General features: G+C 63.2%; 25 protein-coding genes. 9 read left to right on the top strand and 16 right to left on the bottom strand.

Features of this window, described 5'->3' with window-relative positions; translation table 11 throughout:
* The first annotated feature begins 196 nt into the window (after window positions 1-196).
* Entirely contained in the window at window positions 197-946 is a 750-nt protein-coding gene (gene ubiG, locus BLT09_RS29815) for a bifunctional 2-polyprenyl-6-hydroxyphenol methylase/3-demethylubiquinol 3-O-methyltransferase UbiG (RefSeq protein ID WP_091600073.1), read from the top strand.
* A 19-nt stretch (window positions 947-965) separates the two neighbouring features.
* Here ubiG and BLT09_RS29820 read toward each other — a convergent pair whose 3' ends face one another.
* Complete coding sequence (locus tag BLT09_RS29820) at window positions 966-1,895, bottom strand: DMT family transporter (protein WP_091600075.1); 930 nt, start codon at window positions 1,893-1,895, stop codon at window positions 966-968.
* Window positions 1,896-1,993: 98 nt separating this feature from the next.
* Here BLT09_RS29820 and BLT09_RS29825 point away from each other — a divergent pair, with 98 nt between their 5' ends.
* Window positions 1,994-2,479 carry a MarR family winged helix-turn-helix transcriptional regulator gene (locus BLT09_RS29825; protein WP_091600077.1) on the top strand — a complete coding sequence of 162 codons (486 nt, stop codon included), beginning with the start codon at window positions 1,994-1,996 and terminating at the stop codon, window positions 2,477-2,479.
* Between the two features lie 4 nt (window positions 2,480-2,483).
* On the opposite strand, the gene BLT09_RS29830 is transcribed toward BLT09_RS29825, so the two are convergent.
* Genes BLT09_RS29830 through BLT09_RS29845 form a run of 4 tightly spaced genes read right to left on the bottom strand, consistent with a single transcriptional unit; the run spans window position 2,484 to window position 4,880 of the window.
* Entirely contained in the window at window positions 2,484-2,909 is a 426-nt protein-coding gene (locus BLT09_RS29830) for a DUF1178 family protein (protein WP_091600079.1), read from the bottom strand.
* Entirely contained in the window at window positions 2,906-3,787 is an 882-nt protein-coding gene (locus tag BLT09_RS29835) for a carbon-nitrogen hydrolase family protein (RefSeq protein ID WP_091600137.1), read from the bottom strand. Before BLT09_RS29835 ends, BLT09_RS29830 begins: the two co-directional genes overlap by 4 nt.
* A gap of 10 nt (window positions 3,788-3,797) precedes the next feature.
* Window positions 3,798-4,067, bottom strand: a complete 270-nt coding sequence (gene grxC / locus BLT09_RS29840; protein ID WP_027153348.1) for a glutaredoxin 3 — start codon at window positions 4,065-4,067, stop codon at window positions 3,798-3,800.
* A gap of 27 nt (window positions 4,068-4,094) precedes the next feature.
* Window positions 4,095-4,880 carry a ComF family protein gene (locus BLT09_RS29845; RefSeq protein WP_091600081.1) on the bottom strand — a complete coding sequence of 262 codons (786 nt, stop codon included), beginning with the start codon at window positions 4,878-4,880 and terminating at the stop codon, window positions 4,095-4,097.
* Window positions 4,881-4,933: 53 nt separating this feature from the next.
* Here BLT09_RS29845 and BLT09_RS29850 point away from each other — a divergent pair, with 53 nt between their 5' ends.
* Window positions 4,934-5,836, top strand: coding sequence for a methyltransferase domain-containing protein (locus BLT09_RS29850; protein ID WP_091600083.1), 903 nt, complete (start codon window positions 4,934-4,936; stop codon window positions 5,834-5,836).
* 28 nt (window positions 5,837-5,864) lie between these two features.
* Here the strand turns inward: BLT09_RS29850 and BLT09_RS29855 are convergent, their stop codons facing one another.
* The 5 genes from BLT09_RS29855 to argJ form a co-directional block, all read right to left on the bottom strand.
* Window positions 5,865-6,044 (bottom strand): Flp family type IVb pilin, encoded by a 180-nt coding sequence (locus BLT09_RS29855; protein ID WP_023797290.1) that lies wholly within the window; start codon window positions 6,042-6,044, stop codon window positions 5,865-5,867.
* Window positions 6,045-6,142: 98 nt separating this feature from the next.
* The gene (locus BLT09_RS29860) at window positions 6,143-6,484 is read right to left on the bottom strand and encodes a hypothetical protein (RefSeq protein ID WP_091600085.1); all 342 of its coding nucleotides are present in this window, start codon (window positions 6,482-6,484) and stop codon (window positions 6,143-6,145) included.
* A 112-nt stretch (window positions 6,485-6,596) separates the two neighbouring features.
* A complete protein-coding gene (locus BLT09_RS29865; RefSeq protein WP_023797288.1) occupies window positions 6,597-7,019 on the bottom strand; it encodes a (deoxy)nucleoside triphosphate pyrophosphohydrolase in 423 nt (140 codons plus the stop codon).
* Complete coding sequence (locus BLT09_RS29870) at window positions 7,016-7,795, bottom strand: GNAT family N-acetyltransferase (RefSeq protein ID WP_208602559.1); 780 nt, start codon at window positions 7,793-7,795, stop codon at window positions 7,016-7,018. Before BLT09_RS29870 ends, BLT09_RS29865 begins: the two co-directional genes overlap by 4 nt.
* Complete coding sequence (gene argJ / locus BLT09_RS29875; protein WP_091600087.1) at window positions 7,795-9,036, bottom strand: bifunctional glutamate N-acetyltransferase/amino-acid acetyltransferase ArgJ; 1,242 nt, start codon at window positions 9,034-9,036, stop codon at window positions 7,795-7,797. The genes BLT09_RS29870 and argJ overlap by 1 nt, the downstream gene beginning before the upstream one ends.
* A gap of 191 nt (window positions 9,037-9,227) precedes the next feature.
* Between argJ and BLT09_RS29880 the strand changes: the two genes are divergently transcribed.
* Window positions 9,228-9,869, top strand: coding sequence for a TetR/AcrR family transcriptional regulator (locus BLT09_RS29880; RefSeq protein ID WP_091600089.1), 642 nt, complete (start codon window positions 9,228-9,230; stop codon window positions 9,867-9,869).
* Window positions 9,870-9,947: 78 nt separating this feature from the next.
* Here BLT09_RS29880 and BLT09_RS29885 read toward each other — a convergent pair whose 3' ends face one another.
* Complete coding sequence (locus BLT09_RS29885) at window positions 9,948-10,874, bottom strand: peptidylprolyl isomerase (RefSeq protein ID WP_091600092.1); 927 nt, start codon at window positions 10,872-10,874, stop codon at window positions 9,948-9,950.
* Window positions 10,875-11,126: 252 nt separating this feature from the next.
* Between BLT09_RS29885 and secA the strand changes: the two genes are divergently transcribed.
* The 4 genes from secA (at window position 11,127) to BLT09_RS29905 (ending at window position 18,065) form a co-directional block, all read left to right on the top strand.
* Window positions 11,127-13,859 (top strand): preprotein translocase subunit SecA, encoded by a 2,733-nt coding sequence (secA, locus tag BLT09_RS29890; RefSeq protein ID WP_091600094.1) that lies wholly within the window; start codon window positions 11,127-11,129, stop codon window positions 13,857-13,859.
* A gap of 375 nt (window positions 13,860-14,234) precedes the next feature.
* A complete protein-coding gene (locus BLT09_RS29895; RefSeq protein ID WP_091600096.1) occupies window positions 14,235-15,635 on the top strand; it encodes a lipopolysaccharide biosynthesis protein in 1,401 nt (466 codons plus the stop codon).
* Window positions 15,635-16,915, top strand: coding sequence for a GNAT family N-acetyltransferase (locus BLT09_RS29900; RefSeq protein WP_091600098.1), 1,281 nt, complete (start codon window positions 15,635-15,637; stop codon window positions 16,913-16,915). Before BLT09_RS29895 ends, BLT09_RS29900 begins: the two co-directional genes overlap by 1 nt.
* Before the next feature lie 541 nt (window positions 16,916-17,456).
* Complete coding sequence (locus BLT09_RS29905; RefSeq protein ID WP_091600100.1) at window positions 17,457-18,065, top strand: hypothetical protein; 609 nt, start codon at window positions 17,457-17,459, stop codon at window positions 18,063-18,065.
* Between the two features lie 774 nt (window positions 18,066-18,839).
* Here BLT09_RS29905 and BLT09_RS29915 read toward each other — a convergent pair.
* From BLT09_RS29915 to BLT09_RS34045, 3 genes are all read right to left on the bottom strand, one after another.
* Entirely contained in the window at window positions 18,840-19,214 is a 375-nt protein-coding gene (locus BLT09_RS29915) for a PRC-barrel domain-containing protein (RefSeq protein WP_023799003.1), read from the bottom strand.
* A 160-nt stretch (window positions 19,215-19,374) separates the two neighbouring features.
* Window positions 19,375-19,731 (bottom strand): hypothetical protein, encoded by a 357-nt coding sequence (locus BLT09_RS29920; protein WP_236473667.1) that lies wholly within the window; start codon window positions 19,729-19,731, stop codon window positions 19,375-19,377.
* A 520-nt stretch (window positions 19,732-20,251) separates the two neighbouring features.
* Window positions 20,252-20,428, bottom strand: coding sequence for a hypothetical protein (locus BLT09_RS34045; RefSeq protein WP_023799002.1), 177 nt, complete (start codon window positions 20,426-20,428; stop codon window positions 20,252-20,254).
* An 854-nt stretch (window positions 20,429-21,282) separates the two neighbouring features.
* Between BLT09_RS34045 and BLT09_RS34710 the strand changes: the two genes are divergently transcribed.
* Window positions 21,283-21,480, top strand: coding sequence for a hypothetical protein (locus tag BLT09_RS34710; RefSeq protein ID WP_208602560.1), 198 nt, complete (start codon window positions 21,283-21,285; stop codon window positions 21,478-21,480).
* Window positions 21,481-21,498: 18 nt separating this feature from the next.
* Here the strand turns inward: BLT09_RS34710 and BLT09_RS35970 are convergent, their stop codons facing one another.
* Window positions 21,499-21,750 carry a YybH family protein gene (locus BLT09_RS35970; RefSeq protein ID WP_091600102.1) on the bottom strand — a complete coding sequence of 84 codons (252 nt, stop codon included), beginning with the start codon at window positions 21,748-21,750 and terminating at the stop codon, window positions 21,499-21,501.
* On the bottom strand, window positions 21,726-21,875 hold the full coding sequence (locus tag BLT09_RS34540) for a hypothetical protein (RefSeq protein ID WP_167366575.1): 150 nt from the start codon (window positions 21,873-21,875) through the stop codon (window positions 21,726-21,728). Before BLT09_RS34540 ends, BLT09_RS35970 begins: the two co-directional genes overlap by 25 nt.
* Between the last annotated feature and the right edge of the window lie 27 nt (window positions 21,876-21,902).

Genomic DNA, 21,902 nt, shown 5'->3' on the forward strand with positions numbered 1-21,902 from the left:
AGGCGACATACGAACGCAACGCGCCTACCCGAACGCCTGTCGCAGAGGCGCAGCCGGCAACAGCCGAAATTTGCTGCCTTGACATTCGCCGGCTCTCGACCGACTTCCTAGCGCACCAGAGCGCGATCAGCAAAAGTGGTATCCGGTTTTGCGCCCGATCGCGCTCTGAATTTTTGAGTCTGCGGGAGACCACACGATGCCAGAACCCCGACGATCGACGATCGATGCCGGAGAAGTGGAGCGTTTTTCCGCTCTTGCCGCCGAATGGTGGAATCCGAACGGCAAATTCCGCCCGCTGCACAAGTTCAATCCGATCCGGCTTGCCTATATACGCGACCAGGTGGCGGCGCGCTTCGGCCGCGACCCGCGCGCGGCGCGGCCGTTCGAGGGCCTGCGCATCCTCGACATCGGCTGCGGCGGCGGGCTGTTGTGCGAGCCGATGGCGCGGCTTGGCGCCGAAGTGGTCGGCGCCGACGCATCCGCCACCAACATCGAAGTGGCCAGGCTGCATGCGGCGGAGGTCGGCGTGACGGTGGATTACCGTGCCACGACAGCAGAGGACCTGGCTGACGCCGGTGAGAAATTCGACGTCATCCTCAACATGGAAGTGGTCGAGCATGTTGCCGACATCGACCTGTTCGTGGCCAAATGCGGCGAGATGCTCAAGCCCGGCGGCATCATGGTCGTCGCCACCATCAACCGCACGCTGAAGGCGCTCGGTCTGGCCATTATCGGCGCCGAATATGTGCTGCGCTGGTTGCCGCGCGGCACCCACCAGTTCGGCAAGCTGGTGCGGCCAGACGAGTTGGAAAAGGCGCTTGCCGGCGCTGGCCTGACCATCATCGACCGCACCGGCGTCACCTACAATCCGCTCGCCGACCGCTGGCAGCGTTCGAAGGACATGGACGTCAACTACATGGTTCTGGCAGAGAAGGCACCCGCCTGAACTTTCTCACGACGCCTTTTCACGCCGCCACCTTCTCACCCGTCTGACTTTGCGTCTTCGGGGCGATCGGGCTTTGCGCCTTGGTGGTGATGAACACGCCGGCGACAATGATGGCAGCGCCGGCCCAGGTCAGCAATTGATAGTGCTCGCCGAGAAACATCGTCCCGGCAAACAATCCGACCGCCGCCGCGACATAGCCGATCTGGCTGAGATAGACCGGGCCGCCGACCGCCTGTAGCCGGAAGAAGAAAGCGAACATCGCCGCGGCTGATGCGACCTGCCCGACGACGACCAGCGGCACGCCGGCGAGCAGGGCGAGCGAACCGCCGCCCTGCAGCGTGAAGATGCCGCAAACAAGCAGCGCGGCCGATGCCAGATGGCTGCCGACGGCAAGCTCGATCGGTCCGGTCCCTAGCGGCCAGTCGACCGTGCGGTAGATATTGCCGGCGGCAAGGCTGACCGGAATGAGCAGCCCCGCCGCCACCCAGAAAAATTCGGCCGGCTGGCCGGCCTCGCCACGCGTCACCGCCACCATGACCGCACCAACGAAGCCTACGACAATGCCGACGATACCAAGCAGATTGGGGCGCCGGACGCCGAGCAGGATCGAAAACACCAGTGTGACCACCGGCGACAGCGTGAACATGATACCGGTATAGCCGGCACCGAGATGCGGAATGGCCGAGAACATCAACAGATTGGGGAAGGCGTAGGACACCGCCGCGGTGACGAAGAAATACCGCAGCCGGTGCGGGGTGAGCCGGATGCGCTGCCCGCGCAGCAGCAGGACGCACAAAAGCACGCCGCCGGCGCCGAGCGAGATGACGAGCGCCCAGACCATGGCCGAAACGCCGGCTGCCGTGGCGATCTTGCCGAACGGCAGCGTCAGGCCGAGCAGGCCGCCGGTGACGAGCAAAAGACCGAGCGCTGAATCCCAGAGAAATTTCATGACGAACCTTGTTGTCTTTGCCGCTCTTGGCCAGCACTGCGACTCAAGCTAAGATAACACAAAGATACTTAACGTCAAGATATATGATGGTGAGATAGATGGATCGCGCCGCGAAAGCGATCGAGCAGTGGAAACGGGAACGGCCGGACCTGGATGTCTCGCCGATGGCCGTGCTCGGACGGTTGAACGAAGCCTCGTCGCTGATAGCGCGAGAACGCCTCGCTCCGCTGTTTGCCCGTTTCGGACTGCAATCCGGGGAATTCGACGTGTTGGCGACGCTGCGCCGTTCCGGATCACCTTACGCGCTGACGCCAACCGCCCTCTATGAGGCGACGATGGTGACGTCGGGCGCCATGACCAACCGGCTCGACCGGCTTGAGAAATCCGGATTGATCATGCGTGGACCGCATCCCAATGACCGGCGCGGGGTTGTCGTGCAACTGACCGAGAAAGGTCTCGCATTGGTCGATGAGGCGGTCGCCGCTCACGTCGCCAACGAACACGAGATACTTTCCGGCCTGACGCGCGCCGAACAGGACACACTTGCTCGCCTGCTTGAGAAATTGATCGGCAGCGTAACCTAGTCAGTCAGTTGCGGTCGTCGGGGAAACTTGGGATCGGCATGAATTCGACGCCGTCCTCGGCCAGACTCTTGGCCTCCTCCAGCGTCGCCTCGCCATAGATGCCGCGCGGATCGCTCTCGCCGAAATGGATCTTGCGCGCTTCCTCGGCAAACTTGTCGCCGACATAGTCGGCGTTCTCGCGCACCTTCTCGGCCATCGCCTTCAATTGCGCCAACGCCTGCTTCTGGGCCTCGCCCATGGCGAGCGCGATCTTTTCTCGGCTGCGCCCGGTGGAGACGGCCGGCGCCATCAACGCCTTCTCGACGTTGTGCGAGCCGCAGGTCGGGCAATCGACGAAGCCACGCTTCTTCTGGGTGTCGAAATCGTCGTTGCTGCGAAACCAGCCTTCGAATTCATGCTCGTGGTCACAGATCAGTGAAAAGCGAATCAAGACGCCGCACCCCTGAGACTTTGCGCCTCGACCGGAGTGGCGTTCACGGCGAAGTCGCGTGAATTTTTCAGATTTGGGATTTTCTTGCGGGCGGCGGCCGACTGCGCCGGGTCGATCTCGGCGACGATCACCGCCGGTTCGTCATGCGCCGCTTCGGCGACGATACGGCCCCAAGGATCGACGATCAGCGAATGGCCATAGGTCTCGCGGCCGTCCTCGTGCAGGCCGCCTTGCGCCGCGGCAACGACATAGGCGCCGTTCTCGATGGCGCGCGCCCGCAGCAGCACATGCCAGTGCGCCTCGCCGGTCTGGCGGGTGAAGGCGGCGGGCACCGAAAGCAGGTCGGCGCCGGCCAGCGCCTCGGCGCGGAACAGCTGCGGAAAGCGCAAATCGTAGCAGACGGCGAAACCCAGTCTCGCACCATCGATCCCGGCGCCGCTGATCTCGGTGACGACGGCCTCGGTGCCGGGCTCGTAGGCGGCGGATTCGCGCCAGCTCTCGCCATTGTCGAGATCGACGTCGAACATGTGGATCTTGTCGTAGGCGGCAATGGTGGCGCCATCCGGCCCGAACAGAAGCGCGCGGTTGGCGAGCTTGCCGTCGGCGCGCAGGATGGCGGTCGAGCCGATATGCAGGAAGACGCCAAGGTCTTTCGCCAGCTTTCGCGCGGTCGAGACGATGATGTCCTTGTCCTCGGACGTGAAGGCGGCGGCCCGCGCCTGGCTGTCGCGGACCAGCGCACCGGTCATTTCCGGTGACTGGATATAGGTCGCACCCTGGCCCGCGGCCTCGCGCACCAGCCGCTCCAGATCGACCGCGTTGCGCTCGGGGCTGGTACCCGAACGCATCTGGATCGCCGCCGCCTTGAAAGCACCCATCGTCATGTCCTCAATTCGTCGAGCCATTGGCGAGCAGACGGTCCAGCCGGCCCTCCGCCTCCAGTTCGTGGAGATCGTCACAGCCGCCGACATGCGTATCGCCGATGAATATCTGCGGAAAGGTCGAGCGGCCATTCGCGCGGGAAATCATTTCCCGGCGCAGTTCCGGCGAGAAGGAGGCGTCATGCTCGGTGTAGGCGACACCCTTGCGCTCGAGCAGCCGCTTGGCCGCCACGCAATAGCCGCACATCATCCGTGTATAGATCGTCACGTCGACCATCGGTCAGCAATCCTGCCTTTTCCCAATCTATATAGTCGCGGACTCGTCAGCCCGAAAGTCCCCCGGCAGCACGCGCGCAAAGGTCAGCACGTCGACCGTCCCGGCACCGCCCTTCTTCAGCGCCTTGGCGACGGCGCGGACAGTGGCGCCGGTGGTATAGACATCGTCGATCAGGAGCACCCGGCGGCCGGCGATCTCGATCTCGGCCTCCTCCGGCACTCTGAAGGCGGCACGCACATTCTCCTCGCGTTCCCGCCGCTCCAGCCCGACCTGCTGGCGGGTGAGTTTGACGCGCCTGACCGCGGAGGGCGCAAAAGGCAGCCCGCCAAGCTGCGATACCGCCCTTGCCAGTTCCGCCGACTGGTTGAACTGACGCCTGAAAAAGCGCCGCCAGTGCAGCGGCACCGGCACGACCACATCGGCTTCCGCGATCAGTTCGGCACCGGCGCGCAGCATCCAGCGAGCCATCCATGGCGCCAGATCAGTGCGGTCCTGGTATTTCAACCCTTGCACCATCTGGCGGGCGACACCGGAGTAAGCGACCGCGGCCCGTGCCCGCTCGAAGGGCGGCGGGTCGGCGATCGCCTCGGCCGACAGGAACCCCTCGCCCATGTGATGGGTGAACGGCGTGCCCATCACCGGGCACCATGGCCGCTCCAGAAGCCTGAGTTTCGGCCAGCAGGCGCCGCACAGCACGCCGGGCTGCGAGACATGCCGTCGGCAGCCCGCGCAAACCGGCGGAAACAGGATGCGCGCCGGCCAGTCCAACGCCTTTCGGGCGATACTCTTGATATCCGGCATTGGATCGGCCACGTGGTTCTTTCTCCGCCACCCTATATCAGAGTGCGGAAACCAGGAACTGTCAGTTGCAACCTATAGTCGACACCTCTCTCTGGCTGGCGCACAAGCGCCGGGCGCTCGCCAACCCGGCTGCCGGCGCGGACTTCCTGATGCGGCGGGCGGCCGAGGAGCTTGCCGAGCGGCTGGGCGCAGTGGAACGCCAATTCGACAGGGCGGCCGTCCTGTTTTGCCAGACGCCGGCGGCGGTCGACGTGCTCGCGACAAGCGGCAAGGTGGCGGACATCGTGCGCGTCGAGGCGGATGCGGCGTTCCTGGGTGATGGAGCGGGGGGCGATGGAGCGGGGGGCGATGCCGCGGGACTGGTGGCGCCGTTGGAGACCGTGCCGTTCGAGCCGGAAAGCATCGACCTCGCGGTGTCGCTTTTGTCGCTTCAGGCAATGAACGACATTCCCGGCATGCTGGTACAGATCCGCCGCGCTCTGAAGCCGGACGGTCTTTTCCTCGGCGCCTTTGCCGGCGCCGGCACGCTTTCCGAACTGCGCGAATGCCTGCTCGCCGCCGAGACCGAGCTTTATGGCGGCGCCAGCCCGCGCGTCATCCCGTTCACCGACGTGCGCGACGCCGGCGCGCTTTTGCAACGCGCCGGTCTGGCCTTGCCCGTCGCCGACGTCGAGACGGTGACGGTGCGCTACGATTCCCTGTTCGGCCTGATGGCGGACCTGCGGGCGATGGGCGAGACCAGCGCGCTCATTGACCGCAGCAGGCGACCGGCCACACGAAAGCTGTTTGCCCGCGCCGCCGAAATCTATGCCGAACGATTTTCGGATGCCGATGGCCGCGTCAGGGCGAGTTTTCCGATCGTCTGGATGTCAGGCTGGGCGCCCGACGCCTCGCAGCAAAAACCGCTGAAGCCGGGCTCGGCAAAACTGTCGCTGAAAACAATCCTGGAAAATCCCGGCCGGCGCTGACCGGTTTATTATGGACGCGGCTGGTCGGTTACTGCGCGAAAGCCTTCACAAGCTTGCTGGCATTGTCGCTGAACAGCCACGTGATTGCGTCAGCGACCTTGCCGACGCCGCCTACGATGGTAAGCGACAGCACGGCCACGATCAGCCCATATTCGACAGCCGTCGCGCCGGTCTTGTCTTCCCAAAATCGTTGCAGCAATGTTTTCATGGCCGTCGATCCCGCTTGCCGGAACCCTAGCGCGGACCTGTTAAGAAAGGTTAATGACACAGGCTTAACAGGCGATGAAAGCACCGCTTTGGCCGGTGTCAGCAGTCGCCGCTGCGCTGGCCATTGTCGCGTATCACGCAGATCGAAGTGGGCAGCGGCTGCAGCACGCTCCTGCGCAGCGTGTAGGTATCACGACGGCCGGGCGAGCCCGTGCTTCCAATCGAACCCGCGCTTTCAACCGACCCTGTGCTCATCCTGTCGAGGCCGCCGGCAAAATCGTCGCGGGCTGATCGCGTCCGGTTGTCGAGCAAGGGCGTGGCGATCAGGGCCAGCGCCACCGCGGCCGAGCCGAACAAAAGCGTGATCCGCAATATTCCCATGCCGGCAGCCCTAAAGCTGCGGTCGGGTCGGATCGAATCCCAGTCCCTGTCGAGGCTCATGCAACCGCCCTCTGGCGAAGGCCTGGACACGACCTTCCTTCGATTTCTGCCGTCATTTTTTCACGGCCAGATAAATCTTCCATTAACGTTGTCTAGGTCTCGGAGGGCAAAATCACAGAAGATCGATGAGGAACTGGATCAGCGGCGCGTCGGCCGGCGGCATCGGAAAATCGCGCATCTGGCGCGGCCGCACCCATTTCAGCACCTGCCCCTCCTTCGGCTGCGCGATGCCGCGGAAGCGACGGCAGACGAACAGCGGCATCAGCAGGTGAAAATCATCGTAGGAATGGCTGGCGAAGGTGAACGGCGCCAGGCAGGGAATATCGGTTTCGATGCCGATCTCCTCGTACAATTCGCGGATGAGGCATTCTTCCGGCGTCTCGCCGGGCTCGACCTTGCCGCCCGGAAACTCCCACAGGCCGGCCAGTTGCTTGCCTTCGGGGCGCTGCGCCAGAAGCACGCGGCCGTCGGTATCGACCAGCGCGCAGGCTGCGACCAGGAGCAGGCGCTTGCCGACAGGGTGCGGGCCGGTCATGCGCCGGGCGGCCGGCGATAATGGTAGCGATAGACTTCGTCGAACCCGAGCGAACGATAGAGCGCCAGCGCCGGCGCGTTGTCGGCCTCGACCTGCAGCCAGGCTTCCCGGGCGCCGCGCAGCCGTGCCCATTTCAGCGCCGAAAGGATGAGGTGGCGGCCATGGCCCTGGTTGCGCACCGATCTGTCGGTGGCGATCTCGAACAGCCCGGCAAGATCGCCGTCATGGACGCAGATCAGCGTCGCCAGCGGTTCGGTGCCGTCTTCGAGCGCGAAAAGCCCGGCTTCCGGCTGGATGGCGCCGATGATCTCCGACAGGCCCGGCCGCAGCGACACATCCGAGCCGCTTACTTTTAGCGCCGCGCCGATGAAGCGGCTGATGTCCTTCAGCGGGATCTGGTCCATGGCGGCATCGAGCTGGGCGTCCGCCAGCGGCAACCGCATCACCAGCGATTCGTCGAATGTGCTCCAGCCCTCGCTGTCGAGATGTTTGGCAAGGATCGGCCCCGACAGCGGCGATATGCGGAAGGTCAGCGGCCGGCCATAGGCGTCGAAACGGCGGCTGGCGCGGCCGATGCGATCGGCAATGTGCTGGATGTCGCCCGGATCGAGCGGGTTGACCGAATTCAGCCGCTTGGCCGGATGGCCCGCCGTCAGCCGCACCACCCAGGTGCCGTCATAATGCACGGCCGCCGCCGGCCAGGCGCGAAAGCCGGCCGCCTCGTAGCGGCGCACGATGGCAAGCACGCTTGCCGGATGTCTGGAAACCAACGCCATCAACTCCGATAATCGCCGTTGATGGCGACATACTCCTTGGTGAGGTCGCAAGTCCACACCGTCGCCTTGCCGCGGCCGATGCCGATATCGGCACGGATGCGGATCTCGTCGCGCTTCATGTAGGCCGACGTCGCCTCCTCGGAGTAGGCGGCGTCGCGCTCGCCCTGATGCGCCAGCCTGATGTCGCCGAACCAGATCGACAGCAGGTCGCGGTCGGCCGGTTCGCCGGCCTTGCCGACGGCCATGACGACGCGGCCCCAATTGGCGTCTTCGCCGGCGACCGCCGTCTTGACCAGCGGCGAATTGGCGATCGACAGCGCGATGCGCTTGGCCGAGCGGGCCGATTTCGCGCCGGTCACGGTGACCTCGACCTGTTTTCGCGCGCCCTCGCCGTCGCGCACCACTTGCAGTGCCAGCGCTTTCAGCACCTTGCCGAGCGCGCGGCGGAAGGCGCCGAGGCGCGCATCGCCGGCATTCGTGATATCAGGCGCGCCGCGCCGGGCGGCCGTGCCGGTGGCGAACATCAGCAGTGTGTCGCTGGTCGAGGTGTCGCTGTCGACGGTGACCGCATTGAAGGTCTTGGCGGTGCCGCGCGACAAAAGATCCTGCAGCACGGGGGCTGCGATCGGCGCGTCGGTGGCGATGAAGGAGAGCATCGTCGCCATGTCGGGCGCGATCATGCCGGCGCCCTTGGCAATGCCGTTGATGGTGACGTCGGCGTCGCCGAGTTTTACCGTCGCGGTCGCCAGTTTCGGATAGGTGTCGGTGGTCATGATCGCCTTGGCGGCTTCGGTCCACAGGTCCGGCCTGCCGTCCCTGACCAGTCCGGCGAGCAAATGGCCGAACTTGCCGGCATCCAGCGGCTCGCCGATGACGCCGGTCGAGGCCAGAAACACCTCGTCCGGCGTGCAACCCGCAGCCTTGGCGGCAGCCTCGCCGGTCATTGCCGTGGAGGCTCGGCCCTTGTTGCCGGTGAAGGCATTGGCGTTGCCGGAATTGACGACCAGAACGCGCGCCTTGCCATGCCCGAGATTCTGCCGGCAGAAATCGACCGGCGCCGACGGACATTTCGACTTGGTGAACACGCCGGCGACCGTGGTGCCGGCATCGAAGACCATGGTCAGCAGGTCGGTGCGGTTCTTGTACTTTATCCCGGCCTCGGCTGTGGCGATGCGGACGCCCTCGATGTCAGGCATGTTGGGATATCTCTTCGGCGCGAGCGGCGAAATCGTGGCTGACATGAAGACCTCGGGCGGGAAAAACGCAACGGGAACGCCGGTTTGCCCGATAGCGGGCGCCGGCGCAAGGGCGTTTGACGGTTGGGCACATGCCCTTTCTCATCGAAACGAAACGTTCAGTTGTGCGAAACGGACCGTTTCGTTTCGTCGAGAGAGCGTGTACGATCTGCCGAAAAGCATCGAAGGAAAACAGGATGGGGCTGGATCGGGGGCGCAGGTCGATCGGCGCGCGGCGCAACCCCGACAGCGCCGACGCCATTCTCGACGCCGCCGAGGCAGTTCTGGTCGAGGCCGGTTATTCCGGCTTCTCGATCGAAGCGGTGGCGCGGCGGGCGCGTGCGGGAAAGCCGACAATCTATCGCTGGTGGCCGAGCAAGGCCGCCTTGCTGTTCGACGTCTATCAGCGGCTAAAGCGCGTCGCTTATCCCGATACTGGCAACCTCGAGGACGATCTCGTCGGCTTCCTCAAAAGCCTGTTCTCGCACTGGCGCGAAACATCGTCAGGCAGCATCTTCAGATCGCTGATCGCCGAGGCGCAATCGGACGCGACCGTGGCCGCCGTGCTTGCCGAATACGCCAAAGGACGCCATGCCCATTCCGGCCAGATGATCGAACGCGCCAAGGCAAGAGGCGAAGTCGCGACCGACGTCGATTCCACGCTCGTCGCCGACCTGGTCGCCTCGTTTGCCTGGACGCATCTTTTGACCAATCGCCTCGACGAAGACGAAACGACGCTGCGCAAGGCGGTTGGCTATCTGTTGAAGGGCATAGCTCCACCGGGGAACTCGCCGCCGGCGATCCGGCAGCGTTCAAGGCGTCGACGCATCGTAGGATAGGGCGATCTCGGCGCCGCGCTTCCCTTCTCCCTTGTTGTGGGAGAAGGGAAGAACCGACTGCCCTAGCCTCGCCCTCGCCTACTTGGTGTTTTCCAGCGCGTCGACCGTCTTCTTCAGCTTCTCGTCCGGGATCTCGACCTTGGCCTGGGCACGCAGCGACTTGACCAGCGCGATGTATTTGTCGCGGATGACTGCCTGACGGGCCTGATCCTTGACCTGGTCGAAGGCCGGCGGCTGCTTGGCGCGCTTGTCCTCGACCTGAATGACGTGCCAGCCGAACTGCGACTGCACCGGCTGCTCGGTGTACTTGCCGACCGCCAGCGCGAACACCGCCTTATCGAATTCCGGCACCATTTGGCCGGGTCCGAACCAGCCGAGATCGCCGCCGCTGGTCTTGCCGCTCGGATCGCTGGTGTGCTCGTTGGCGAGTTTCTGGAAATCGGCGCCGCCATCGAGCTGCTTGATGATCGCATCGGCCGCTTCCTTCGTCTTCACGAGGATGTGACGGGCATGGACCTCGTTGGCCGGCGGCGTGTTGGCGATTTCCTGGTCGTAGCGGGCGCGAACCTCGGCATCGGTGATCTTGCCGACGACATCCTTCTCGACCATTTCGCCATGCAGGGCGCGCTGCTGCAGGAACGCCATGCGGCGCTGGAAGTCGGGATCCTTGTCGAGGCCGGTGGTGACCGCCTGGGCGGCCATGACCTTGATTTCGATCGCTGCCGAAAGGGCTGCGGCGCGGCGCTGTTCGGGCGGCATCTGCGCGAACTGCTGCGACAGCTCGCCTTCGGCAAGCGCAAGATCTGCCTCGGTCAGCGACTGGCCGTTGATCGTGGCGACCACGGCGTTCGGATCGACCGGCGCGGCCGGCTGGGCGGGTGCGCCCGGCTGGGCGGGGGCTGGTTGGGCGGGCGCGGTGTCCTGCGCCATCGCTGGCGACAGCGCCGTCAGCCCGAATGCCAGGCCAAGGCTGGCGAGCGACGCGCGGCGGAACAATAAGGACATACAATTAACTCCAATGGGGGATAGCTAGGGCGGGATGGCTTCCAGACCAGCCGGATTGTGGCGGAATTTGGCACGGTCGTCAGGGCCAGCGCGCCGTTGACATCGATTGAGCCCCCTCTTATCTGTCCAACGACTTTGCGTCCAGAACCGTTTTCCGGGCGCTTTTTGCGTTTGTCCGCGTTTCACGTGGATTTGATGGGGCCGGCCGGCACCCGTCGCAACGACTTGGAATGCTATCGAAAGGACCATTGAATGGTCAGTTTTGGCGGTCTCGCCCGTAAGGTTTTCGGCTCCTCCAACGATCGCCGGGTCAAGTCGACCCGACCGCGCGTTGAAGCGATCAACGCCATGGAAAACGAGATGCGGGTGCTCTCCGACGCCGAACTGACAGCCCGCACGGAAAAATTCCGCCAGGACGTCGCCAACGGCGCCAGTCTCGACGATCTCCTGGTGCCGGCCTTCGCCACCGTGCGCGAGGCGGCGCGTCGCGTGCTCGGCATGCGCCCGTTCGACGTGCAGCTGATCGGCGGCATGGTGCTGCATAATGGCGGCATCGCCGAGATGCGCACCGGCGAGGGCAAGACGCTGGTCGCCACGCTGCCCGTCTATCTCAACGCGCTCGCCGGCAAAGGCGTCCATGTCGTCACCGTCAACGACTATCTTGCCACACGCGACTCCGAATGGATGGGCCGTGTCTACAAATTCCTCGGCCTTACCGTCGGCGTCATCGTCCATGGCCTGTCCGACGAGGAACGCCACGCCGCCTATGCCGCCGACGTCACCTACGCCACCAACAACGAGCTCGGCTTCGACTATCTGCGCGACAACATGAAATACGAGCGCGCCCAGATGGTGCAGCGCGGCCACAGCTACGCGATCGTCGACGAGGTCGATTCCATCCTGGTCGACGAAGCGCGCACGCCGCTGATCATTTCCGGTCCGCTCGAGGACCGCTCGGAAATGTACAACACCATCGATGCCTTCATGCTGAAGCTCGAGCCGGCCGACTATGAGATCGACGAGAAGCAGAAGACCTCGATCTTTACCGAGGATGGCACCGAGAAGCTGGAAAACCTTTTGCGCGACGCCGGCCTGCTCAAGGGTGAGTCGCTCTACGACGTCGAGAACGTCGCCATCGTCCACCACGTCAACAATGCGCTCAAGGCGCACCAGCTGTTCCAGAAGGACAAGGACTACATCGTGCGCAACGGCGAGATCGTCATCATCGACGAATTCACCGGCCGCATGATGCCGGGCCGCCGCTATTCGGAAGGCCTGCACCAGGCGCTCGAGGCCAAGGAGCATGTGGCGATCCAGCCGGAGAACCAGACGCTCGCCTCCGTCACCTTCCAGAACTATTTCCGCCTCTACAAGAAGCTCGCCGGCATGACCGGCACGGCGCTGACCGAGGCCGAGGAATTCGCCAACATCTACAATCTCGACGTCACCGAGATCCCGACCAATCTGCCGGTCATCCGTATTGACGAGGACGACGAGGTCTACCGGACCGTCGAGGAGAAGTACAAGGCGATCGTCAGGGAAATCAAGGAAGCCCGCGAAAAAGGCCAGCCTACCTTGGTCGGCACCACCTCGATCGAGAAATCCGAGCTGCTGGCCGCACGCCTGCGCAAGGAAGGTTTTGCCGATTTCGAGGTGCTGAACGCCCGCCACCATGAGCGTGAGGCGGCGATCGTCGCCCAGGCGGGTAAACCCGGCGCCATTACCATTGCCACCAACATGGCCGGCCGCGGCACCGACATCCAGCTCGGCGGCAATGCCGACATGCGCATCGCCGAGGAGCTTGGCGACATGCCGGCCGGCCCCGAGCGCGACGCCAGGGAAAAGGCAATCCGCGACGACGTCGCCCGGCTGAAGGAGAAGGCGCTCGCCGCCGGCGGCCTCTACGTGCTCGCCACCGAACGCCATGAATCGCGCCGCATCGACAACCAGTTGCGCGGCCGCTCAGGCCGCCAGGGCGATCCCGGGCGCTCAAAATTCTTCCTGTCGCTGCAGGACGATCTGATGCGCATCTTCGGCTCCGAGCGCATGGACGGCATGCTGCAGAAGCTTGGCCTCAAGGAAGACGAGGCGATCATCCACCCCTGGATCAACAAGGCGCTGGAAAAGGCGCAGAAGAAGGTCGAGGCGCGCAACTTTGACATCCGCAAGAACCTGCTGAAATATGACGACGTCTCGAACGACCAGCGCAAGGTGGTGTTCGAGCAGCGCCTCGAGCTGATGGACGGTGAAGGCCTGTCCGAGACCATCGCCGAAATGCGCGAGGGCGTCATCGAGGAGGTCGTCGCCAAGGCTATTCCCGAAAACGCCTATGCCGAGCAGTGGAACGTCGCCGGCCTCAAGGCCGAGGTCGCCGAATTCCTCAATCTCGACCTGCCCATCGAGGACTGGGTCAAGGAAGAGGGCATTGCCGAGGACGACATCCGCGAGCGCATCAGCCAGGCCGCCGAGACCGCTGCCAAGGAGCGTGCAGAGCGCTTCGGCCCCGACGTGATGGCCTATGTCGAGCGCTCCGTGGTGCTGCAGACGCTCGACCATCTGTGGCGCGAGCACATCGTCAACCTCGACCACCTGCGCTCGGTCGTCGGCTTCCGCGGCTACGCCCAGCGCGATCCGCTGCAGGAATACAAGAGCGAGGCGTTCGAGCTGTTCCAGGCGATGCTGGGCAATCTGCGCCAGGCCGTCACCGCACAATTGATGCGCGTCGAGCTGGTCCGCCAAGCCGCCGAAGCGCCGCCGCCCGAGGCGCCCGACATGTTCGGCAGTCATCTCGACGGCACCACCGGCGAGGACGATTTTGATGGCGGCGAGACCGGCCTTCTGGTTCGCCAGGAGACCCACGCCACCGTCGCCCCCGAGAACCGCGACCCGCAAAACCCCGCCACCTGGGGCAAGGTCGGCCGCAACGAGGCCTGCCCGTGCGGGTCAGGGAAAAAGTACAAGCATTGCCACGGGGCGTTCGCGTAAGCACCCACTTCCCTTCTCCCCGTTCACGGGGAGAAGGTGCCCGAAGGGCGGATGAGGGGCGACGCCAACGCCCACGATTAGCCAATCTCCCCACCCGTGGGGGGATGGCCGGCTGGCGAGAGGGGGGCGCTGTCCCGTCGACACCGGAAATGGGCCTTCAGCTCTTATTTCTTTCCATCAGCTGGCCTGTCGTTTCGTCGCGTTCTGCCGCGAACGGTGAACATGGCACAAAGCCGGCGCCCCTCATCCGCCTGCCGGCACCTTCTCCCCGTGAACGGGGAGAAGGGAACACTCCCACCTCCCACCCAACCGTTTCTTAATGTGTTTTGACTACACCCAGACCCGAAAAGAAGCCGAAAACGGAGTGTGATCAGGGTGCGCTTTTCCGCGGCGACGACAGCCGGGCGGTTCCTGCCGCAGCGCCTTGCGCTGCGCGCAAAGCCGCTGCTTGGCCGCATCGATGCCGTGCTGTTCACCGCCGACGAGCGCGGCGAAGCCAGCCGCATGTCGCTGATCGCCTTTTCCATCCGCATCGTCAGCGCCGTCATCGCTTTCGTCAGTCAGGTGCTGATGGCGCGCTGGATGGGCTCGTTCGAGTATGGCATTTTTGTCCTTGTCTGGGTGACGATGGTCATCGTCGGCAATCTCGCCTGCCTCGGCTTCCACACCTCGATCATCCGCTTCATTCCCGAATATCGCGAGCGCAACATGCTGGCCGAACTGCGCGGCATCGTGCTGACCAGCCGCCTGTTCGTGCTGGTCGCCTCGACGGCGATCGCCGGGCTGGGCGCGCTCGGCGTCTGGCTGCTCTCGCCCTTTATCGAGAACTACTATGTCGTGCCATTCATTCTCGGCCTCATCTGCATGCCGATGATCGCCATGTCCGACCTGTTGCAGGGGCTGGCGCGGGCCAACTCGTGGGCGCTGTTTGCGCTGGCGCCGACCTATCTGGTGCGGCCGGTGCTGATCCTGGCGCTGATGGTGCTGATGCTTCTGGTCGGCTTTGCGCCCGATGCCAGGACGGCGATTTTCGCCTCGATCGCCGCCACCTATGCCACCACGCTCGGCCAGCTCATCGGCATCACTGCGCGCATCGGCAAAAAAATCCCAGCCGGGCCGAGGAAGCTGCTTTTCGCGCAATGGTTCCTCGTGTCGCTGCCGATCTTCCTGGTCGAAGGCTTCTTCTTCCTGCTCACCAATGCCGACGTACTGATGGTCGGCGCCTATATGAATCCCAACGACGTCGCCGTCTATTTCGCCACGGTCAAGACGCTGGCGCTGGTGCATTTCGTCTATTTTGCGGTCAAGGCGGGCGTTGCCCAGCGCTACGCGCAATTCACCCATGGCGAGCCGGAAAAGCTCGCCGCCTTCGCCCGCGAAACCGTGTCGTGGACGTTCTGGCCATCGCTGTTGATGGCGCTGCTGGTGCTGGTGCTGGGCGAGCCGATGCTGAGCTTGTTCGGGCCTGAATTCGTTGCCGGCTACCCGCTGTTGTTCCTGCTGGTCTTCGGCGTCGTCGCCCGCGCCGCCGTCGGTCCCTGCGAAAGCCTGCTCACCATGAGCGGCAATCAGAATATCTGCGCCGCCGTCTACGCCATGACGCTGGCCTTCAACATCGGCCTAAATCTGGTGCTGATCCCGCTTTTCGGCCTGTGGGGCGCGGCGATGGCCACCGCCTTCGCGATGATCTTCGAGGCCGGCGCGCTGTCCTTCACGGTCTGGCGCAGGCTCGGCATCGTCATGGTCATTTTCGTAGCCGCCAAAGGAGCCGCGTGATGGCTGCCATCCCGTTGCTCGAGGAAACCAGCGGCGGTCCGGCCGGCACCCTGGTGTCGGGCCTCGCCGGGCTCGCCCGCGAAGCCGATCCCGCCCATATCGAATTGTTGGCCAACGGCCGGCCCCAGCGCAAACTGGCAATTTACGCCGCCTCCGCCGGCTTCGACCTGGTCGAGGAACTCGACTATCTCTGCGCCCGCACGATCGAGCCCAACGTGTTCTTCAACCCGCGCTTCCTGGCACCCGCCATGCCGCGACTGGAAGACCGCGAGGTGCGACTGGCGGTCATCCGCGACGGCGACGAATACCGCAACCGGCTGCGCTTGCTGGTGCCGTTCTCGGTGGAGCGGCCGGCGACGCCGCTGGGCGTGCGGGTGATGCGCACATGGTCGAGCCCGTTCGGGCCGATCGGCACGCCGCTGGTCGACCGTGACGATCCCGTCGGCGTCATCGAGGATTTCTTCGCGATGCTGTCGCGGCCGCATCTCAAACTGCCAAAAGTCTTCGTGCTGCCCGACATCAGGCTCGACGGCCCGGTGGCCAGCCTGCTGGCCACCGTCGCCGAGACGCGTGGCCTGACGCTGGTCACCACCGGCAAGGCCGAACGCCCGATGCTCGAAAGCGAGATAGACGGGGATGAGTATCTGAAGGCCTCGCTGCGCTCGCACCATTATCGCGAGTTCCGTCGCCTGAAGCGCCGCCTCGCCGACCTGGGCAGGCTGGAGCATCAGGTGGCGCGCGGACCGGAAAACATCCGCCACGCCATCGAGCGTTTTTTGACGCTCGAGGCCGCCGGCTGGAAAGGCCGCGAGCGCACCGCCATGGCCATCGACCGCTACCGCGCCGCCTTTGCCCGCGAGGCCGTGCACCGGCTGGCCGAACGGGACCTGTGCCGCATCCATTCACTGACGCTCGATGACCGCACCATCGCTTGCCTGGTCGTCTTCGTCGAGGCCGGCGTCGCCTACACCTGGAAGACGGCCTATGACGAGACGCTCGCCGCCTATTCGCCGGGCACGCTGCTGATGATCGAGGTGACCAGGCAGCATCTCGACGATCCCAACATCATGATGACCGATTCCTGCGCCGTGCCCGACCATCCGGTGATGAGCCGGCTATGGACGGAGCGCCGGCCGATCGGCACGCTGGTCCTCGGCCTGACGCCGGACGCCGACCGCCTCGCCCGCCAGGCGGCGTCGCAGATCCACCTCTACCGCGAAACCCGCAACATGGCGCGCCTGCTGCGCAACCGGGTGAAGAGCTTGCTGGGACGGCGGTAGGGCAAAGTGCGGCTCCCCTTCTCCCCTTGTTGTGGGAGAAAGTGGCCTCGCGAAGCGAGGTCGGATGAGGGGGTGCTCCAGTGGCACCCAACAGCGCTCCGTCCAGTAACCGTCTTGGCGCTGCGCGCCAATCCACCGCCCGGGGCGAGTCACGGGCCTCGCCCGCCCTTCGGGCCCCACAAGGGGAGAAGACAGAGAGGGGCAGCGACGGCTGGTGGTCGCGGCGCATCATCCAGGACCATCGCCTGGTCTACCGCGCCGCCGCGTCGCTTCGCTCCTTGCTCCGGCCCGGGAATGACGAAGGCGCAGGGGGCTTACGCTAGTCACCAGCGCTGGAAATTGGCAGCTGCAGGCCGGACGGCAGCGACCGTCCACAGTCCCTTTCAGACTCAGTCGAAGAACTGTGTCGAAGGCCTAGGTCATCAGGGTTAATTCTCCCAACCAGCGGAAAGGATTAGCATCGGCGACAATCTCGGCCGCGCAACCAGCATCATTGCCGCCTCGGTCCTGCACGGCCAGAACAAAAATCTGGGAGGAATGCATGACGAAAACAATTCACTTCAGGTGTCGCAGTATTCTCGCTTTGACCGGCCTCATCGGCGCCTGCCTGACTGCGGCCGCGGGTCAGGCCGCCGAGCCCGGCAAGGTCGAGATCGATGCCCTGAAACAATCGCTTTCGAAGTACGAAGACTACAAGGCCGCCATTCGCGACCTCTACCTGTCGACGGTCGGATGCGTTTATTACAGCGGCGAAAAAGTGGCTGGAACTATGGATTACCCGAAGGGCGCGATGGGCATTCATTTCGTCAACGTCGCGAGCGTCAGCCCGACACCAGATCCGACGCGCCCCAATGTCCTTATCTATGAGCCGGTCGACGGCGGCTTGCGCCTGGTGGCCGTGGAATGGCTTGTTCCGCTGACGCCCGACACCAAGGAGCCACCGAAACTGTTTGGACAGACGTTCCAGGGGCCGATGGAGGGGCATTATCCGCTTATTCCGGTGGAGTTCTACCACTACGATCTTCACGTCTGGCTGTTCAAAGACAACCCGCTTGGAATGTTCAGCCCGACGAACCCCGACGTGAAATGCGACAATTACGCGTTTCCGATGCCGGAGCAGCCGACCAAGATGGTGCCGGGGCCGATGTAATGGCGACTTAGTCTACGCAATGGCCCGGCCTCAATTGGGTTATCCCAGGTGCGCCTGGGATAACCTCCCACCGAGCTTTCAAGGTGTCTCGGGTAGAAAATGGTGCCCCTAGCCGGGAGGCAAGATTTGAACCTTTTCAACGCTCATTCCGAAAGTGGGACAGAATGGGCCTTTCAAGATCCTTATCTTTTTCGTCGAGATTGTCTCACCGAAACCTAGCTAGGACAGGACCTCTTCGATGACTGACCGGGACCAATCGATAGCGATCGACCGGCTAACTTGCACGGCAAAGGGGTCGCAAGTTCAAACCGTGCCGCTGTAGACGTCACAGCATCGGAATGGCTTGAAAGGGGCCGAGAGCAGACCGGCAGCTTTGGGCTGCGAATATTCAAGATCGGACATTCAGGTTGGTGTGGGCATCGTCGTGACCTGACCCTGACCGGACCTTCCGGGACCGATTTTACTTTCAGAAACCGGACATTCGGGCCCAACCAGCGCGCATGACCCAAATCGGCCATTCCGGCCGCCTATTGGCGTCACGGAAGCGGACGTTTGCGGCTGGTGGAAGTAGCCGGGGCATTTCGAAGCTAAAAAACCGGCGGTCTCGCGCACCTCGCCCCCATCCGAGCGAGCGAGTCCCGCTCCGCGATCTCCATCGCCGCCGCAAGGTTCTTCGCTCGATGAGCAGGAAGCCACCCAGATGCTCCTTGGTCTCTGCGAAGGGCCCGTCGGTCCAACTCGCCTTGCCGGCACGAACGCGCAATAGAGGCTTCGCTACACCCAATACGGTCGAACGCCGTAGTAGTCGTAAACGCGGCGGCCACTCTCGGCATTCCAGTCGAAATCCTGGTCGCGAGCATAGCGCGGAGCGCCTTCAACTTGCTCCTTCGTGATGTCAATGCGGAAGCCTGCAAGGCTCTCGTCATAGTCGAGCTTCTGCCACGGCAGCGGATAGTAGTCGTCGCCAATTCCAAGAAAACCACCAAAGCTGAGAACGGCATAGGATACCCTGCCGCCCCTCTTCTCGAGGATCAGCCTTTCGACCTGCCCGATGTGATTTCCCTGGATGTCATAGACGTTGGTGCCGACGACCATGTCGCTGGCGATAAGATCGTGGGTCTCACGAATGTCGGGGTCCTGGTTTGTCATGATTTGCTCCTTCCCGTCGGTATGGAGCAAAAACGGGTCCGTGCCCTCGAAGTTCCAAGGATTGTGCGGACCAGCCGTTAGCAATCTTCTGGCTTGAGCGAGCGAACCATCCGGGTGACGACCGGATCGTAGGCAACTTTTTGCTCCATGCTGTAGTCCATCAGAAACATGGCGGCGCGATCGCCGCAACCGTTATGCCTCTGACACATCGGATCTGGTCGTCTTTGATCCCCGAGTAACTTGCCCATTCACGCGTCAGCCGCCGATAGATGAATTTCCAGCCTTCTTTTTCGTCCTGACTGATCTGTTTCTTGACCTGAGGCAGGAAGTCGCTTTCGGCGACGTCGGTGCCCCAGACGGCGAGGAGGGCTCCGTCGGGGGATTGGAAGGCCGCGCCATCGCCGTCCTTTGAACGATGCAACAGTTCGAACTCGGGCGGCACGTCGAAAACAAACCCAAACCTTTCGATGCCGAACTGCTGCCATTCCTGGGCCCCCGCCTGAGCGAAGGAGAACATTAGCGCCGAGAAAACCAGCAGGGTTCGGCCCCATGGCCCGGTTCTCTTATTTACCTTACACTAATGTAAACTGCGACAATGTAGGGATGTTCCGTTTTGAAGAATCGCCTCTTCAGTAGCCGCACAGGAGACGATTTTCACTGTCGCCGGAGGTTGGTAGAGTTGCACGTCGCGACCGGAAGAGGTCGCGAAATCGATGCCGCCAGGTGAAGTTCTAAACGGCAGTTTCAGACAGATCGGTTGTGCAGAATTGGCCGTTGACGTCCCAACCGGCAGAGTTGTTTAGCGCTCTAAGTCCGACCTTAAAGCATATCCAAGGCTTGGTGCGGGAAACCGGCATCGCCGCCGAACAAGGTCGCGAGTTCCGTGAACTTGGCAAGCGGCAAATGACCGACAAGCCTGAAGTCACTGATGCGGGTGAGAACAGCCTGTGTAGGTGCTGCGGTCGGTGACCGTCAACGATCCGAATGTAAGGGTCTAGGCAGCAGGGCCGCGATACGGTTGCGGCCCTGACGTCTGATCAACCCTTGAGACGATCCTTGATCTTGTCCTCGGTCTTCCCAAGGCCCTTCTTGGTGCTTTCGTCAAGCTTGCCGGCAGTTCCGCCGGCACTCATTTTCTTGTCACCAGCCGGTTTGCCAGGCTTTGCCTTCACTTCGCCGCTTTTCGCAGAGCGCTTCACTTCATCCTTGTTCATGGTTTCTCTCCCATAGCTGGGAAACCAACATGCGCTCTCACTGAAAGTTCCAGTAGCCAAGGAAAATAAGCATGGCCGGCTCCGAAATGAAATCGATCGCACATCTCACGCGTGAACGAAGGAAAATGGGTGCGTCGATGAACGCGTTCGACGGAATGCGAAGATGGCCGGATAGTCGAAAATGCGATCAATTGGGAGCAACTCCGCCATGCCGCCAAGCTCAGGCCCCGGTCCAGGTGGGCAAGATGGACGCGGTGATGTCCGTCCGGATGACAACCAGTGTCCGCAAAAGGGGGTCGACTCCGGCCGGTGACTGAAGGTCAGCTAACGAGGCGCGCTGCGAATGACCGGTAGTGGCGCAACCACGACCTTCTTGGGATGTCGGCTTTCAGAAGGGGCAATGCTGATCTCAATGTCCGATTTCGGGCGCGATGCAGTCCGACTACTCTACGGCTCGCTTGGGCCGCTTGCCGGCCGGCAGCTTGGGGGCCGAATCCGGTCGGTCCGGTTTCAGATCGAGGATGGGAAAATCGGCCATTCGCTACCGCGGACGCTGCTGAAACCTAATTTATAACTCTGTTTCAAACGCGTCGTCGCAAGCTGCAAAGACGGGTGGCAGCTCTCTCAGGGCCAAGTGAAGGCCGCCCGGAGAGTGCCGATCTGAGTTGCGCTTCATGCCACCAAGATGCATGCCTTGCGAGCAAGGCTCCGCGGTTCACCAAGAACCTGAAGGGAACGACTGTGCCAAAATTTGTGACGATTGGATATGGAGACCGTGAGGGATACGACCCGCAGTGGCCGTTCGAGATGCAGCCCACGCGCGCGACGCTAAGTTGCAGAAAGACGGAGCGTTGATGGGTATCGCGGGCGCTCCTGTGCAAGTGGATCTGGCTCACCGGTTCGACTGCCGGCGCCGTGATGATCGTGCAGTTGGTGATGCCGAGTTTCTTGTTATGCGCTCAGAGGCCGGCGAACGAGAACGGCTGGTGGTCCGGCAGGTGAATATGCCACGGATCCTTGCCGCCTCGGTCGGCGAGATCGTCCATTCGTAAACCCCAGGAAGCGGCGCATCAGTTCCAAGTGTGGAGGCATACTCTCCACGATCCATCAGTTTCGCGTCGGAAGATTGTGACTATGGATCCTTCGTAGCGCTGCGTTTCGCCGCCTTCGGCCGACCATTTCCCGGTCGCGTAGGCAATGTCACCGGCGGCCACTGCATCTACCAATTCGATGCCATGGTTCCCCACACCAGCCGAGATCAATTCCTTCCAGAAGTCTTTGATAGCGCTCGTCCCCCTTATGAAGGCATGGGTGGACGGCAATACAACCGCGTCGGGTGTGTAATGAGAGCGGCGACTGCGTCAGCATTGCCGCTATTGAAGGCCGAATTCCAGCCATCATTCGCCTTCTGAAGCACGTCGCGGATATTCTCGGTCGGTTGTGCCATGGCGTTCCTCCTTTGTCTGTCGCCAAT

The sequence above is a fragment of the Mesorhizobium muleiense genome, from assembly GCF_900099905.1.
GTDB lineage: Bacteria > Pseudomonadota > Alphaproteobacteria > Rhizobiales > Rhizobiaceae > Mesorhizobium > Mesorhizobium muleiense.

Excerpts from the sequence above, each read along its gene's own strand:
- ubiG (WP_091600073.1), top strand. The coding sequence starts at position 197 with ATGCCAGAACCCCGACGATCGACGATCGATGCCGGAGAAGTGGAGCGT.
- BLT09_RS29820 (WP_091600075.1), bottom strand. The coding sequence starts at position 1,895 with ATGAAATTTCTCTGGGATTCAGCGCTCGGTCTTTTGCTCGTCACCGGC.
- BLT09_RS29825 (WP_091600077.1), top strand. The coding sequence starts at position 1,994 with ATGGATCGCGCCGCGAAAGCGATCGAGCAGTGGAAACGGGAACGGCCG.
- BLT09_RS29835 (WP_091600137.1), bottom strand. The coding sequence starts at position 3,787 with ATGGGTGCTTTCAAGGCGGCGGCGATCCAGATGCGTTCGGGTACCAGC.
- grxC (WP_027153348.1), bottom strand. The coding sequence starts at position 4,067 with ATGGTCGACGTGACGATCTATACACGGATGATGTGCGGCTATTGCGTG.
- BLT09_RS29855 (WP_023797290.1), bottom strand. The coding sequence starts at position 6,044 with ATGAAAACATTGCTGCAACGATTTTGGGAAGACAAGACCGGCGCGACG.
- BLT09_RS29860 (WP_091600085.1), bottom strand. The coding sequence starts at position 6,484 with ATGAGCCTCGACAGGGACTGGGATTCGATCCGACCCGACCGCAGCTTT.
- BLT09_RS29865 (WP_023797288.1), bottom strand. The coding sequence starts at position 7,019 with ATGACCGGCCCGCACCCTGTCGGCAAGCGCCTGCTCCTGGTCGCAGCC.
- BLT09_RS29870 (WP_208602559.1), bottom strand. The coding sequence starts at position 7,795 with ATGGCGTTGGTTTCCAGACATCCGGCAAGCGTGCTTGCCATCGTGCGC.
- argJ (WP_091600087.1), bottom strand. The coding sequence starts at position 9,036 with ATGTCAGCCACGATTTCGCCGCTCGCGCCGAAGAGATATCCCAACATG.
- BLT09_RS29880 (WP_091600089.1), top strand. The coding sequence starts at position 9,228 with ATGGGGCTGGATCGGGGGCGCAGGTCGATCGGCGCGCGGCGCAACCCC.
- BLT09_RS29885 (WP_091600092.1), bottom strand. The coding sequence starts at position 10,874 with ATGTCCTTATTGTTCCGCCGCGCGTCGCTCGCCAGCCTTGGCCTGGCA.
- secA (WP_091600094.1), top strand. The coding sequence starts at position 11,127 with ATGGTCAGTTTTGGCGGTCTCGCCCGTAAGGTTTTCGGCTCCTCCAAC.
- BLT09_RS29900 (WP_091600098.1), top strand. The coding sequence starts at position 15,635 with ATGGCTGCCATCCCGTTGCTCGAGGAAACCAGCGGCGGTCCGGCCGGC.
- BLT09_RS29905 (WP_091600100.1), top strand. The coding sequence starts at position 17,457 with ATGACGAAAACAATTCACTTCAGGTGTCGCAGTATTCTCGCTTTGACC.
- BLT09_RS29915 (WP_023799003.1), bottom strand. The coding sequence starts at position 19,214 with ATGACAAACCAGGACCCCGACATTCGTGAGACCCACGATCTTATCGCC.
- BLT09_RS29920 (WP_236473667.1), bottom strand. The coding sequence starts at position 19,731 with ATGTTCTCCTTCGCTCAGGCGGGGGCCCAGGAATGGCAGCAGTTCGGC.
- BLT09_RS34045 (WP_023799002.1), bottom strand. The coding sequence starts at position 20,428 with ATGAACAAGGATGAAGTGAAGCGCTCTGCGAAAAGCGGCGAAGTGAAG.
- BLT09_RS34710 (WP_208602560.1), top strand. The coding sequence starts at position 21,283 with ATGGGTATCGCGGGCGCTCCTGTGCAAGTGGATCTGGCTCACCGGTTC.
- BLT09_RS34540 (WP_167366575.1), bottom strand. The coding sequence starts at position 21,875 with ATGGCACAACCGACCGAGAATATCCGCGACGTGCTTCAGAAGGCGAAT.